The organism is uncultured Zhongshania sp., from assembly GCF_963975605.1.
GTDB classification, from domain to species: Bacteria; Pseudomonadota; Gammaproteobacteria; order Pseudomonadales; family Spongiibacteraceae; genus Spongiibacter; species Spongiibacter aquimaris.
Genome location: NZ_CAXBHN010000002.1, coordinates 1 through 14,627 on the forward strand (window position 1 = coordinate 1; position 14,627 = coordinate 14,627).

At 49.7% G+C, this 14,627-nt stretch carries 13 protein-coding genes; 8 read left to right on the forward strand and 5 right to left on the reverse strand.

Annotated elements, in window-relative coordinates:
- Positions 1-245: 245 nt before the first annotated feature.
- The 5 genes from AAC007_RS02255 to AAC007_RS02275 form a co-directional block, all read right to left on the reverse strand.
- The gene (locus AAC007_RS02255) at positions 246-611 is read right to left on the reverse strand and encodes a hypothetical protein (RefSeq protein WP_123181029.1); all 366 of its coding nucleotides are present in this window, start codon (positions 609-611) and stop codon (positions 246-248) included.
- Between the two features lie 115 nt (positions 612-726).
- Entirely contained in the window at positions 727-1,308 is a 582-nt protein-coding gene (locus tag AAC007_RS02260) for a cytochrome c (RefSeq protein ID WP_200842625.1), read from the reverse strand.
- Positions 1,309-1,369: 61 nt separating this feature from the next.
- The gene (locus AAC007_RS02265) at positions 1,370-1,672 is read right to left on the reverse strand and encodes a hypothetical protein (RefSeq protein WP_200842626.1); all 303 of its coding nucleotides are present in this window, start codon (positions 1,670-1,672) and stop codon (positions 1,370-1,372) included.
- Positions 1,673-1,723: 51 nt separating this feature from the next.
- The gene (locus AAC007_RS02270) at positions 1,724-2,563 is read right to left on the reverse strand and encodes a copper resistance protein B (protein ID WP_159268317.1); all 840 of its coding nucleotides are present in this window, start codon (positions 2,561-2,563) and stop codon (positions 1,724-1,726) included.
- Positions 2,560-4,413 carry a copper resistance system multicopper oxidase gene (locus AAC007_RS02275; RefSeq protein WP_219043701.1) on the reverse strand — a complete coding sequence of 618 codons (1,854 nt, stop codon included), beginning with the start codon at positions 4,411-4,413 and terminating at the stop codon, positions 2,560-2,562. The genes AAC007_RS02270 and AAC007_RS02275 overlap by 4 nt, the downstream gene beginning before the upstream one ends.
- A gap of 175 nt (positions 4,414-4,588) precedes the next feature.
- Between AAC007_RS02275 and AAC007_RS02280 the strand changes: the two genes are divergently transcribed.
- The 8 genes from AAC007_RS02280 to AAC007_RS02315 all read left to right on the forward strand — a co-directional run bounded on the left by AAC007_RS02280 (position 4,589) and on the right by AAC007_RS02315 (position 14,626).
- Positions 4,589-5,281, forward strand: a complete 693-nt coding sequence (locus AAC007_RS02280; RefSeq protein ID WP_008250303.1) for a heavy metal response regulator transcription factor — start codon at positions 4,589-4,591, stop codon at positions 5,279-5,281.
- The gene (locus tag AAC007_RS02285) at positions 5,268-6,683 is read left to right on the forward strand and encodes a heavy metal sensor histidine kinase (RefSeq protein WP_296436736.1); all 1,416 of its coding nucleotides are present in this window, start codon (positions 5,268-5,270) and stop codon (positions 6,681-6,683) included. Before AAC007_RS02280 ends, AAC007_RS02285 begins: the two co-directional genes overlap by 14 nt.
- An 84-nt stretch (positions 6,684-6,767) precedes the next feature.
- Positions 6,768-7,385, forward strand: a complete 618-nt coding sequence (locus AAC007_RS02290) for a class I SAM-dependent methyltransferase (RefSeq protein ID WP_008250311.1) — start codon at positions 6,768-6,770, stop codon at positions 7,383-7,385.
- A 240-nt stretch (positions 7,386-7,625) separates the two neighbouring features.
- Positions 7,626-8,006: a BlaI/MecI/CopY family transcriptional regulator gene (locus tag AAC007_RS02295; protein ID WP_008250312.1), complete on the forward strand. Its 381-nt coding sequence runs from the start codon at positions 7,626-7,628 to the stop codon at positions 8,004-8,006.
- 209 nt (positions 8,007-8,215) lie between these two features.
- A complete protein-coding gene (locus AAC007_RS02300; protein ID WP_296436735.1) occupies positions 8,216-8,962 on the forward strand; it encodes a M56 family metallopeptidase in 747 nt (248 codons plus the stop codon).
- 9 nt (positions 8,963-8,971) lie between these two features.
- Positions 8,972-10,279 carry a TolC family protein gene (locus AAC007_RS02305; RefSeq protein WP_339674463.1) on the forward strand — a complete coding sequence of 436 codons (1,308 nt, stop codon included), beginning with the start codon at positions 8,972-8,974 and terminating at the stop codon, positions 10,277-10,279.
- Positions 10,276-11,508, forward strand: coding sequence for an HlyD family efflux transporter periplasmic adaptor subunit (locus AAC007_RS02310; protein WP_339674464.1), 1,233 nt, complete (start codon positions 10,276-10,278; stop codon positions 11,506-11,508). The genes AAC007_RS02305 and AAC007_RS02310 overlap by 4 nt, the downstream gene beginning before the upstream one ends.
- Positions 11,509-11,518: 10 nt before the next feature.
- Positions 11,519-14,626 (forward strand): CusA/CzcA family heavy metal efflux RND transporter, encoded by a 3,108-nt coding sequence (locus AAC007_RS02315; protein WP_339674465.1) that lies wholly within the window; start codon positions 11,519-11,521, stop codon positions 14,624-14,626.
- Position 14,627 lies beyond the last annotated feature (1 nt).

The window sequence follows — 14,627 nt, forward strand, 5'->3', positions numbered from 1 at the left end:
TTTCCATGCACGGTAGTCTAACACAGCGTATTGATTATTTCCGCCTTATTAGTAATACACTCACTCCACTATTAAAAGCTTGTCCATGCCAGGTGATATGGAAGCGACCGCCGAATTGTGACAGCGGTAGCGATCGAGAAAATTGTATTTAGCCGATTAGATTAGTGCGTACAAAATACAGAGAGTCGTTTGAAGCTTCCTACTAGAGCTTGTTGACTGCGCTCGACGCAATTTACGAACCATCACTATTGATTAAGTAATGTATCAGTTTGCTGTAATGTGTTTTTTAACTGCGCTAGTGATTCTTCTACACTTTTAATGTAGTCGAAAGAGTACTTGCTCATTTTTTCCTTGATATGAGGATAATCGCTAGCCATCAAATTTCGTATCATAAGTATTTTACTTTCCATGGCGGTAATTTGGTCTTGGAGATTTTCTATTTTTTGCCCTGAGTACTGTAATTGATCAAATTCGGACTGTCGGGTCGCAATCGTCTGATCTTTTTTGTGAATTTCCTTAACAGGGTCATGTGCTGAGTGGGCTGCGGCGAAAAGGGGGCTAAGGATGAATACTGCCAGCATATATTTCAAAGTATAATTAGCGCTTGCCATGGCTATTTCTCTGGTTGTTAGTAGAGTTTTTAAATGTCATCACAGAAGGGTAGTGCGGTATTCATATTGAATTATCGAGTGTATAGCGTTAATTGGAACATTGATTAGGCAGTAATCAATGTTCCTGTTTTTTGGTGTTGTCACTACGTGCAGTGAGAACCTGGTACTGCCCAGTACTTAGTTCAGGTAATCGTTGTAAAAATGACACCATATTCCATATACGCTCATCGTCATGCCCAGGTGCCCATGATGGCATGCCAGATGCTTTGATACCGTGTTTAATAATCCAGAATTGGCGTTGTAAAGCATAGGTGTTGTCATCGTGGCCGCCATCATGGCCATGATCATCACCCTTCTGTGCGAGATTGGGTGGGGCAGGGTAGAGGCCCAAAGTAAAGTCGCTTTGGTTTTTACCAGGTTTCAGGTGGCAGCTCGCGCACATCGCATTGTAGTCAGCAGCACCTTTTAGCAGTCGCTCTGATGAGGCTAGATCATTGGGAACCTCAATCGTACTTGCCGCTCGGGAAATGGAGCGTTCCCGCATCGTTTCGAGCCCCCAATATGTTAGGCCATTGTGCGGCACATCAGCTCCCATCGGGTAGAGACCAGAGTAAAGAAATGCTAGACCGCCCAACATCGCGACAACGGCGGTAATCATCAAACATTTACCACAGCGTAGAAATTTGTTTGCGGCCATAATATTTCCAAATCGTCTAAAGAGTTAATGAAGTCTTGCTGGGTGACTCGAAATAGTTATATCAGTGATTATGGCCAGTCTGTTCCGTGCTACTTTCATTTCCGTGTTGCGCCGGTTTAGCGCCTTGAGGCGCTTCACTGCCACTCATACCTTCCATACCTTCCATGTCGCCCATGCACTGTTTCATCATGGCTTGCATGACAGGGTCGTTCATATCCATTTTGCTGTGATCCATATTTTCCATGGCCGCGCAATCTGGCTTTTCTGCGTTGTTCATGTGCTCTTTGGGATCATGAGCCTGGGCTGATAAAGTAAAAGCCAGCGTAGAGATTGCAATTGACATTGTTATAAATTTTGAGCGCATTGGAATAATCCTTAATCTTTGAGTTGGGAATATGAGCAATCGATAATTTAATTAAAACCAGAACCGCAGGCCTGCTACTAATTGCGTATCGTTAATGTCCTGTCCTGCAGCTTGTCGATAATCAGCGGTACCGCCATATGCGTCCGACCACTCCACGCCGACATAGGGGGCGAATTGACGGCTGATTTCATAGCGCAGTCGCAAGCCTATAGATAGATCTGATAGACCGCTGCCAAGGCCATTACTCGGGTCATCTTTACCGTAAAGGTTAAGCTCGGCTCGAGGCTGTAATACTAACTTTTGGGTTAGTAATAGCTCGTATTCCGCTTCGAAGGTAAGCGCCGTACGTCCATCGTCACCGAGATAAGCGGTAGCGTCTAGCTCAAACCAATACGGCGCTAAACCTTGGATGCCCGCAGCGAGCCATTGGCGATCGCTACCTTCTTTGTACTGATCCAGCCGCACACCCAGCTGAGTATCAAAGAAGACGCTGATAGCGTGACTCCAGAGTAGATCTGTCTGACTTTCTTCCAATTGACTACCCTTAGTATCACCTTCAGCTTTTACAACGAGACTATCGTAAGTAGTACCATACCGAGCTAAAAGGTCGAAGGTCGTATCGCCACTATCCTCGCTGTATTCAAGGCGGTCGCCTAATACAGAAAGGAACGCATGTTCATCAGCCAGCTTTAGTTGCCTCGGGCCTTGTTGGGCATATGGGCCGTCTGTAAGCGTGTAGCCATCTGAATAGGCATGTGGGTCGCGAGCGTTATCTGGTGCACTACCACCTTGCATTTGCATTTCGCCATGATCCATTTGCGCCCATGAGGTCGAGGCATTAAAAGCTGCGCTAATCACCGCGAAGCCGACGATATGTTTCATATTACTCATGACACCACCACTTCGCGGAACATGCCCGCATCCATATGAAATAATAGGTGGCAATGCCACGCCCAGCGACCAAGGTCATTGGGGGTTGTTAAAAAGCTGATGCGTTGCGATGGCTGAACGGGAATGGTGTGGCGCCGAACTCGCAACTCTCCCTGGTCGGTTTCGAGTTCACTCCACATGCCGTGTAAATGCATTGGATGCGTCATCATGGTGTCATTTTGCAGAATAACTCTAACGCGCTCACCGTGTTTCAACGACACCGGTGTGCTTTTACCAAACTCCAAACCGTCGAATGACCAGCTGTAGCGCTCCATATTGCCTGTGAGGTGTAGTTCAAGTTCCTTGGTTGGTGTGCGACGATCATCCAGCAGCCCGTTAATTGATTTCAGGTCGGCTAGGGTCAATACTCGTCGGCCGTTGTTACGTAAACCGATACCTGGATCATCAAGATTGGTGCGCGGTGTATCCACTCGCATATCGACAGACGCGCCGTATTCACTACTGGCGTGGTTGACAGTGCTAGAGGGCTTGGCCAAAGGATTCTTTGGCTGGTGATTCATGGCGGAATGATCCATACCCTTCATTCCTGCCATGCCCTTCATACCGTCCATGCTGCCCATTCCCTGCATGCCCTTCATCGAGCCATGATTCATTCCTTCCATACCTTTCATGGAATCATGATTCATGCCGGCCATGCTGCCCATTGCACCCATCATATCTGACATCGTCAGCCACTCTGCCGGATCAAGCGCAGGGACTGGCGCAGATAGACCTTGCTGCAATGCTAATGTGCCTCGGGTATAACCGGTGCGATCCATACTCTGGGCAAAGATGGTGTACGCATCGTCTGCAGGTTCAACCAATACATCGTAGGTTTCGCCGGGGCCAAAGCGAAATTCATCGACGGAAACCGGTTCGACATCTTGGCCGTCGGCCTGAATGACCGTCAATTTTAAGCCGGGAATACGCACATCATAAAAGCTATTGCTTGCCGCATTAATAAAGCGCAGGCGTATGCGTTGCCCTCTTTGGAACAGTCCCGTCCAATTACCATTAGGCGCTGTACCGTTCATGAGGAAGGTCAGCGTGGCCGCCGATAGATCGTTTAAGTCGGTGGGATTCATGCGCATCTGGTTCCACATCTGACGCTTTTCCAGTGCGCCCTGTAAACCGACCTTTGAAACATCTTCGCTAAAGTCAAAGAAGGTGGGCTGATTGAAATTGTAGACATCGCTCTGCATTTTCAATTTACTGAAAGCGCGCATAGGATCTTCGTCAGTCCAATCTGAAAGTTGCACCACATAATCCTGGTCAGAACGGTGTCTTTCGCCTGCTCTAGGCTCAATGATTAGTGCGCCATACATCCCCGTCATTTCTTGAAAACCGGAATGGCTGTGATACCAGTAGGTACCGCTTTGCTGTAGGGTAAATCGATACGTAAAGGTCTCGCCCGGCGCTATGCCTTTGAAACTGATGCCAGGCACGCCATCCATTTGGTAGGGTAGAAGAATGCCATGCCAGTGGATGGAGGTGGCAACTGCTAGGTGATTGGTGACGCGAATCGTCACTTCATCGCCTTCGCGCAGACGCAAAGTAGGAGCGGGTATGGAACCGTTGATCGTTGTTGCCATACGTGTCACGCCGGTAAAGTTGACGGGACTTTCGGCTATAACAAGATTGATTTCACGCCCACTTAGAACAGGCGTTTGCCCCTGTGCCACTTTGCTGCTCATTGCTGCCTGTAACCAAGTGGGTGTTGCCGCCAGTACGCCGCCAGCCGCAAGGCCTTGCACAAAGCGACGGCGGTTTGGTTGCAAAGATCTTTTTTGTTGGGGAAGCCATTGGCTCACGGGCAACTACCTCATACATTCAGTGATTTGTGTTCGTAATACTAGAGACCTACACCTGTCACTCGCATGACTTAAAGATTACAAATCTGTAATCTTTAAGTCATCTTTGTGTTGGAAGGCCTCATCCATAATGTTTATCAAACTGACTTAAGCCAAACGACGGAGCGACGCAATTTTGCGGATATTGGTAGTGGAAGATGAACTCAAGACCGGCGATTACTTGCGCCAGGGGCTTTCTGAGGCAGGATTTATGGTCACGCTGGCGCGCAACGGCCTCGATGGCCATCATCTTGCAATGACGGAAGTTTTTGACCTGATGGTGTTAGATGTCATGTTACCCGATGTTGATGGCTGGCGAATAATGCAGTCCCTTCGGGAAGCTGGTCGGCAAACTCCAGTACTTTTTCTTACCGCCCGAGATAGCGTAGAAGACCGGGTTAAAGGGCTTGAGCTTGGCGCAGATGATTATTTGGTTAAGCCATTTGCCTTTGCTGAGCTACTAGCTAGAGTTCGTACCTTGCTGCGCAGAAGTGTAGCGCCTGTGCTTTCAGATCAAATTACTGTTGCAGACCTCACCTTAGATCTTCCGCGCCGCCGCGCTAGCCGTGGAGGTAAAAAAATTAGTCTTAGCCACAAGGAATTCTGCCTGTTGGAGCTTTTAGCGCGTAGAGAGGGCGAGGTATTACCACGATCCCTGATAGCCTCCCAAGTTTGGGATATGAATTTTGATTCCGATACAAACGTTATTGACGTTGCGATTCGCCGTCTGCGTGCCAAAATCGACGACGATTTCCCAGCAAAGTTGATTCACACTGTGCGTGGCATGGGCTACAAACTGGAGATCGAAGACGATAATGAAGTGGCTTAGTCGAGTTAAGCGTCGCCCGTTATCGCTAACAACAAGAGTGATGGTCTTCGTTGCCCTTGCCATCGGCCTAAGCCTACTGATGACTGCACACCTTGTTCAACAAGCCGTAAAACGTCACTTTGCTGAGCAGGATGCCGATGAGCTCATTGTTATTACTCAGGCCGTGGAACGGGCGTTACGGGCAGGCGCAGACGACATCCCGCGGCTACCTGAAGTGCTATCCCACGCGGTTTCAGGACATCATGGCGTATATTTCCAAGTTTGGAGCCCAGACGGACAACTCATCTACGGGCCGAGTGATGACGAACTGCTCACGCCAGTGACTCTCTATACGCCCGTCTCCCGTATTTTAGCAGCTAATTTACATAGCTGGGGCGCAGGGGGAAATGCTTACCGAGGTGCCATTACCCAAACTCTAATTAGTGGACGTAATTATCGTATTGTCGCGGCCATGGATATGAACTTCCATATCTTCTTTCTCGATAATTTTAGGCGCAGCCTGTGGCTTATTATGACTTTAGCTGGCGTCGTCACGTTGTTGGCCGCTTGGTTTGGCGTACATCAGGGGCATGCGCCGCTGCGCGGCTTAAGCGACACTATGCGCGATGTCCAAGCCGATCGCCTGCATGTGCGAATAGACCCAAATATTGTACCGGGTGAGCTGCGAGGGCTTGTTGACTCATTCAATTACATGATCGGTCGTTTGGAAGACAGCTTTGCTCGACTTTCGCACTTTTCTGCTGATATCGCCCACGAACTGCGTACACCCTTAACAAATTCCATTACCCAAACCCAAGTCGCGCTTAATCGGGCCAGAAGCTTGGAGGAATACCAAGAGTTACTATACTCAAATTTAGAAGAACAGGAGCGCTTAGCGAAAATGGTCAACGACATGCTGTGGTTGGCTCAAAGCGAACACGGTTTACGTAATCCAGTACGTGAGTGGCTGGATCTCGGGCATGAAGTGCGGGAGTTATTTGACTTTTTTGAGGCTTTGGCAGAGGAGAAACAGATTGTTCTGACTTTAGACGGAAGCACACCCATGCTGAGTGGCGATCGGGCTATGTTGAGGCGCGCCATATCTAATTTGCTATCAAATGCATTGCGATATACACCGGCCGGGCAAACAATTAACGTGAAACTAAAAAAAACAGATGATGCATGGGTAGAGCTCCGTGTTGAAAACCCCGGTTTAGAGATCCCCCCAGAACATCTACCAAAAATATTTGATCGATTCTATCGCGTTGATCCTTCGCGTCAGCGACTCAGTGAGGGAGCTGGCCTGGGCCTGGCAATAGTTAAGTCCATTGTTGAAGCTCATGGTGGTAGGGTCGATGCTGACTCTAATAGCAGCGTGACATACTTTTCAATACGTTTACCTATCAGCATGATCGAAAGTTAAGATATATTAGTGCGTATTGGATATTTACTATAAAGCAGTGCGCCAAAAAAATTCGCGGTTTTTAAATTCGATGAAGGGGCCTTTATGGACACCAAAGCGCATTGGAATGCAGTATACACAACAAAATCAGCTGACTCTGTAAGCTGGTTTCAGCCCCACGCATCCCGTTCGCTGCACATTATTCAACAAATCAATATTGAGAAAACAGCAAAAATAATAGATGTCGGCGGCGGTGCATCCACTCTTGTAGATTCATTGCTGGAAAATGATTTTGTTAATGTAACCGTCATGGACATATCTGGGGCCGCGCTTAACGCGGTCAAAAAACGACTAGGAGATACTTCTAAAAAAGTACAGTGGATTGAGGGGAATGTTCTTCACTTCCTTCTTCCTATGCAGGGTATCGACTTATGGCATGACCGTGCGGTGTTTCATTTCCTGATAGAGGGAGCCAATAGGCGCAGCTATGTTGAAACAGTATTAGATTGCGTTAAATTAGGTGGGCACATGATCATTGCGACTTTTTCCGAGAATGGCCCCGAGCAATGCAGCGGTCTGCCTGTGCGCCGTTATTCTCCGAGTACGTTACACGCCGAATTAGGTGCGCAGTTTGAATTATTAGGCCACGAAGAAGAATCTCACCAAACGCCGATAGGCAAAATGCAGAGTTTCATTTATTGTCATTTCAAGCGGATAAATTAACTCACCCACCCTAAATTCGTTGCGCTCGTCATCGCTGATAATTGGTCGACCTCGCATGAATTTATCTACGTTGGGTATAGCGGGGGATTTGGCGCCTCAACCTGCGATCCCTCAGCGGTTCCGCTTCTGTTTATCATTTAACCCATTTTCTTCGTTGTAGTGCCTACGAAAAAAACGATTGACGATCGGTTTTTTCGTAGGCACTATACTATTCTTCTGTAAACCTAGGTCGAATGTGGCATGCAATTGGGATATTTGGAAAAATTGGTTCTCCAGTATTTTTGGGATACAGATGAAGCAGACGCTAAGCGGGTACATCGCGAGCTTACGGATGATTCGGTGAGAACGTTAAACACGATCCAAAGTACCCTTGACCGGCTATATAAAAAGAAGCTCTTAATCCGTAATAAAGCTGGCCACGCCTTCATTTATCGTGCAGCTATGGCCAAAAATGCTTTTCTGGCGCAATTGATGCGCGAAGTCGCCGCCGATTACACTGACAATGAAGACACCTTATTGGCCGCATTTAGCTCCCTGTCAGCAGAAATGACTGAAACGCAATTGCAGGCATTGGCATCGCTTATTGATCAGCGCCGCGCCAGCGATAAATCGGGGAAATAAGAATGCTTGTCGGCGGTTATGCGATTACCCTAAATAGCGTGTTTATTGCCGCATCGGTGTTTTTCTATTGCTCACTAATTCTTACTTTCGTTTTTCGAACTACTGAACAGTGGCGGGTCAAATTATCCGCAGGCGCTCGCCAATGGGTGTTGTGGTCATTTGTTTTGATCCCTTGGCTTGTTGCTCTAAGCGTTGCAAGCGTTGTACTAATGCCTGATTCTGCCGCGGTTATGCCCTCGTGGTTCTTGGCGCTTACCCATTGGCACCATATTAATGTTTTCAACTTATATAGCTGGCACAGCGCGATAGTACTTCTATTTTCCGCGGCGTCTTTTCTAGCGATAGTTCGCCATACTCACCAATTGCTTAAGCATCGGTCTGCCCTTGGTGCGCTGCTTACCCTTGATGGTTTTACTAAAAATAGTAGCGTGGACTCTACGGTGATTTATGCGTTCACCGCTGGTCTTTTTCGGCCTAAAGTCTTCATTAGTTCTGCCTTGCAAGCACAATTATCTGCGGCTGAAAATGACATCGTTTGTCGCCATGAACTCGCCCACCAGCAGAGGTTTGACCCTTTACGGAAGTGGTCTTTTTCCTTTCTTGCGGCGTTTTACCTACCATTCACTAGCAACCGGTTACGCCGCGAATTTTCTTTGTGCTTGGAGCTTGCAGCAGACGATTATGCGGCTGTGGGCGGATCGGGTGGCACCACCGTTGCTAGTACCGTGATAAAACTATGCCGCTTGTCGCGAAATCAGCAGCAATTCTCCAGTCCCTTGTCTTGTCATTTCTATGCGTCTGAAATTGAAGCGCGTGTTCATTATCAGCTGAGGTCTGAACCAGGCCGCAGTTTCCCCTTATCGTTGTTTGTTGTATTTCTGTGTGTACTTTTGGCTTCCTGCCTTTTGAGTGTGGATAGCTATCATCATGCGGTTGAAGCAATTTTTAGTCATTGAGGCGTATTTATGTATGTTTTTAGTCCGTTTCTAACGCCAAAAAAACCGATTGTAGATCGGTTTTTTTGGCGTAAAACGCTTGCCCTAATTCCGTTATTGCTGACTATGTCGACGGCCTCTGTGGCAGAGAAATCCTTAACGTTAAACGAGGCCATTCAACGAAGCTTTACTAAACACCCAGAGCTCCAAGCCTTTTACTACCGTCGCGCAGCTGCCGATGGAATGGCGCAGCAGGCACGGGTCGGCAGTCGCCCCCAGCTTGGCTTAAGTGTTGAAGATGGATTTGGCTCGGGGGACTACAGCGGTTCTGACAGCCTTCAGTCAACGCTCAGAATTAGTTGGGTTTTAGAGGGTGACTTACTGCAGCAGCGCGGACATAGTGCTGACGTGCAAAAACAGGTGATTAGCGATGAGCAAGCGATAAAGAAGCTGGATGTGGCCGCCGAGACTGCCCGTCAATTTCTCACCGTAGTCGTTTATCAGCAGCGTAAAGAACTCGCTGCAGCCGCAAGAGCGCAAGCGGATTCAGTGGTTAAAGAACTGTCAAAGCGCATGGATGCAGGCAAATCGCTGCTCGCTGACAAGCTTCGTGCTGAAGCCGAGTTAGCGCGGGCAGAGATAACACTCGAAGATCTGGATCATGAAATTCGTGGCGCTAAGCGGATGTTGGCGACCCAGTGGAGTGCGCGACAACTCGATTTTGATACAGTATCAGGCTCCCTCGCCATTGCCACCGGCAAACTGAACTACGAGGAGCTAGCGCTGCAGCTAAGCAGTCATCCGCGCGTGCAGAAACTACTCAGCCAAGAGCGCATTGCGCAATCCGAGATCGCCTTAGCAAAAACGGAAGCCCAGTCACGATGGCAGTTTTCAACCGGTGTAAGGCGTTTTGAAAATACCGACGACTACGCCTTAGTGGCTGGCTTTACCGTCCCCTTAGGGGGCGAACAGCGTAATCGTGGACGTGTAGCCGCTTTAGCTGCGGAGCGTGATGCTTATCGTGCTGATGCTGAAGCGGTGCAAATAGTACTGGAAGCGCGCTTGTACGTTTTGCTGCAAGAGTTTCAGCACGCGCAGCATGTGGTTGGTGCACTGCTTGAGCACATTATCCCAACGCTTGAACAAGCCCAGAAAGAAGCCCGAAACGCCTACCAGCTTGGCAGGTACAGCTACCAAGATTGGCACGGAGTGCAGCAGGAGTTGCTCGCGACACGAAGTCATTTATTAGATAGCCAGTTTAAAGCACAGCTCACACGCGTCGAAATTGAACGTCTAACCGGTTTGCCTCTGTTAGGCAACGATGAGGTAAATCCATGAGTAATTCAGTAAAGCGATCGTTAATCGTCAGTATGCTTGTCTCGCTATTAATGAGTTTAAGTAGCGCTGCACTCGCCGTTGGCGCCGAAGTGCAGGAAATTGAACCTGAAAAAGGCCCGCATCGGGGGCGTATGTTGCGCGAGGATGATTTCGCCATTGAATTGGCAATCTTTGAGACCGGTGTACCGCCAGAGTTTCGTGTTTGGGCAAGTCAAGGTGGTGAGGCCTTGCCTCCAGAGAAGGTCAAAGTAAGCGTTACTTTAGGGCGACTCGGTGACGGCGACGACCAAATCAATTTCAAGCCGCAGGATGATTTTTTGCGGGGTGATATGGAAATAGTCGAGCCACATTCATTTCTAGTTACCCTTAACGCTTCTTATGGTGGTAAGCGCTATCAGTGGCAATACGAAAACTATGAAGGGCGAACTCGGATTAATGCCGACGTTGCTGAGGCGATGGGTATTAGCACTGACACTGCGGGTTCGCAACTGCTCGTCGAACGCTTGCCGCTTTTCGGTCGACTGGTAGCCGATACCAATGCTTTAACGCAGCTAAGCGCCCGTTTCGACGGTGTGATTAAAGCCATTCACGTAAGCTTGGGTCAGCAGGTGAAAGCGGGCACTCCGTTGATGAGCATCGAGAGTAATGAAAGCCTGAAATCCTATGTGTTGCGCGCTGATATTGCAGGTGAAATTGCGGCGCTGCCGGTCAATATCGGCGAAGCGACTGCTGGCCGTACGCTGGTGAGTATTGTCGATCGCTCCCGCCAAGTGGTTCTACTTAAAGCCTACCCTGACGACCGGCGTCGAATTGCGCTAAACAACAGCGTGCAGCTGCTCAACGATGCGATGGAAGAAATTGGCGAAGGTGTCGTGCAGTGGATTTCACCGCTGCTCAATGCGGATCAATCTGCGGATATACGCGTTAGCGTTGACACCAGTAATCTTGCGCTGCCAGTGGGGAGCTTTGTACGCGGCAATGTGGAAGTTGCTCGCTATGAAGTACCCCTCGCGGTAAAGCGCCAAGCACTGCAAGGCTTTCGGGATTTCACCGTGGTCTACGCCAAAGTCGGCGATCAATACGAAGTGCGCATGTTGGAACTCGGTCGCGAGGCGGGCGACTGGATTGAAGTCCTAGGTGGACTAAAGCTGGGAACCGAATACGTTACCGAGAATAGCTACATCATCAAGGCCGATATCGAAAAATCCGGCGCTTCACACGACCACTAAAGGACGTCCCATGCTTGATGCAATTATACAATTTTCCCTAGCGCGGCGCGGTGTGGTGATGGCCGCTGTGCTTGCGCTTTGCGGTTTGGGTTTATGGAATTTCAACCGACTGCCGATTGATGCCGTTCCCGATATCACCAATGTTCAGGTCATAATCAATACTGAAGCACCGGGCTACACGCCACTGGAGGTAGAGCAACGCGTCACCTATGCCATAGAAACCGCGATGGCAGGCCTGCCCGAGCTGCAGTACACCCGATCTGTTTCTCGCTACGGGCTTTCCCAAGTCACGGTCATCTTTGGCGATGACACCGATATTTACTTCGCACGTCAGCTGGTGAACGAACGGCTCGGCAACGTGCGGGCCAAATTGCCAATCGGGCTGGAGCCTGAACTTGGGCCGATAGCGACGGGTCTGGGGGAAATTTTCATGTTCACCGTGGACGCTGAGCCCGGTGCGACTGATGCTGATGGCAAGCTAATTACGCCAACGGATTTACGCTCAGCGCACGACTGGATTATTCGCCCCCAGCTATTGCGCGTGCCCGGTGTGGTTGAGGTTAACCCCATTGGCGGCTACAAGCGGGAAGTGTTAATTGGCCTGCAAGCCGAAAAAATGCTCGCCTATGGTGTCTCTCAGCAAGAACTGATCGATGCGGTTGCCAACAATAATCAAAACCGCGGTGCAGGCTTTGTTGAGCAAAAAGGTTCGCAGTGGCTGCTACGTATTCCAGGACAAGCCGAGACGCTTGCCGATATTAGCAAGATCGTCATTAAAACGGTGGATGGTCAGCCTCTGCGTGTTGCTGATGTGGCAACCGTGGGCGAAGGCAAGGAGCTGCGTACCGGTGCCGCCACCCAGAATGGCCGCGAGGTCGTTATGAGCACGGTATTTATGCTCGTTGGTGAAAACAGCCGCAGCGTTGCCAAAGCTGTGGGTGAACGACTTGAAGAAATTAAGTCGAGCCTGCCAGAAGGCATTACCGCGACGGCGGTATACGACCGCACCGGCCTCGTGGATAAAACCCTGAAGACGGTAACAACCAATCTGCTCGAAGGTGCTTTGCTGGTTATTGTTATTCTGTTCTTACTACTGGGTAATGTGCGCGCGGCGATACTGACGGCGGCGGTTATTCCGGTTGCCATGTTAATGACCATTACCGGCATGGTGCGCAGCGGCGTCAGTGCCAATCTGATGAGTTTGGGGGCATTGGATTTTGGCCTGCTAGTAGACGGTGCAATTATCATTGTAGAGAACTGCCTGCGACGCTTGGGCCTTGCCAGCGACAAGCAGACCTTGTCGCTGAATGAGCGGCTAGATGTTGTGTTTAGCGCCACCAAAGAGGTGATACGACCTGCACTGTTTGGCGTATTCATTATCACAGCAGTGTATTTACCGATCTTCTCCTTAACGGGCGTAGAAGGCAAAATGTTCCACCCCATGGCCATGACGGTGGTTATTGCCCTGAGTGCAGCCATGCTGTTGTCCGTCACCTTTGTTCCCGCGGCAATCGCCTTGATGTTTAAGGGGCCAGTAGTAGAAAAAGAAAATCGCGCATTTGAAGCAACTAAACATCTTTACGGTGGACTGCTGCGCAAAGCCATCGCCATGCGCGGCGCTGTGGTTGCAGCTGCGCTGGTATTACTTGTTGTGTGTGCGGGCTTGGCAAGTCGCTTGGGCAGTGAGTTTGTGCCAAATCTCGATGAAGGTGATATCGCGATGCACGCGCTTAGGATTCCTGGCACCTCGCTAAGTCAGGCAGTGGCCTTACAGGAAACCTTAGAAGCCGCAATTAAGACCATGCCTGAAGTAGAGCGTGTGTTTGCCAAGATCGGCACCGCCGATGTCGCGACTGATGCGGTTCCCCCTAGCGTGGCAGATAACTTTATTATTCTAAAACCGCGGGATCAGTGGCCAGACCCGAGCAAGACTAAAAATCAAGTTGTGGAAGAACTCGCGGCCTTGGTAGAACCCGTGCCGGGCAATCGCTATGAATTTCTTCAGCCGATTCAGATGCGCTTTAACGAGCTTTTATCAGGCGTGCGCGCAGAATTAGCCATAAAGCTATTTGGTGATGATTTGGCTCAGCTCGAAGCCCTTGGCGGTGAAATCGAAGCTGCAATTGGCGCTGTTGACGGCATTGTCGATATCCAGATGGAGCAGACCACGGGCTTATCCATGCTAACGCTCAAGCCTAAACTGTTCGCTTTAGGCCAATACGGTGTTGAATTGAATACTCTGCAAGATCAAGTTGCCACGGCAATGGGGGGGCAGGGCGCAGGTTTTTTCTACGAGGGTGACCGTCGTGCCGAGATTGTTGTGCGCCTGCCTGAAGAGCGCCGCAGTGATATTGATCAGCTGGGTTCACTCCCTATTCAAATAGCCGGTGGCGGCTATGTGCCGCTGAAAGAATTGGTGGATATTGAACTGACAACGGGACTCAATCAGGTCAATCGCGAAAACGGTAAGCGCCGCGTGGTGGTAACGGCGAACGTTCGTGGCCGCGATCTTGGCAGCTTCGTTAGCGACGTAAAGGCAACCATCGAATCGCAAGTAACCCTGCCAGCAGGTTATTGGGTGGAATACGGTGGCACCTATCAAACCTTGCAATCTGCTGCGCAGCGACTGGCGGTGGTTGTGCCAGTGACCTTAGTGATGATTATCGGCCTCTTATTGCTGGCCCTTGGCTCATTAAAAGACGCAATGATTATATTCAGCGGTGTGCCACTCGCACTTACCGGTGGCATTTTGGCGCTGGTATTCAGAGATATCCCCTTTTCCATCTCAGCGGCGGTGGGTTTTATCGCCTTATCTGGTATCGCAATACTGAACGGCTTGGTGATGGTGTCGTTTATTCGCGAGCTGCGTCGCGATGGCCTGGGGCTAGAGCCTGCGATTATCGAAGGTGCGCTGACACGCTTAAGGCCGGTCATTACCACGGCGCTGGTCGCGTCCTTGGGCTTTGTACCCATGGCATTAAACACCGGGATAGGCTCAGAAGTGCAGCGCCCCCTCGCTACCGTGGTGATTGGCGGCATTTTATCGTCAACACTGCTTACCCTATTTGTGCTGCCGTCTTTATACCGTATGCTGCACCGCGCCGATAAAGGAGCATAAT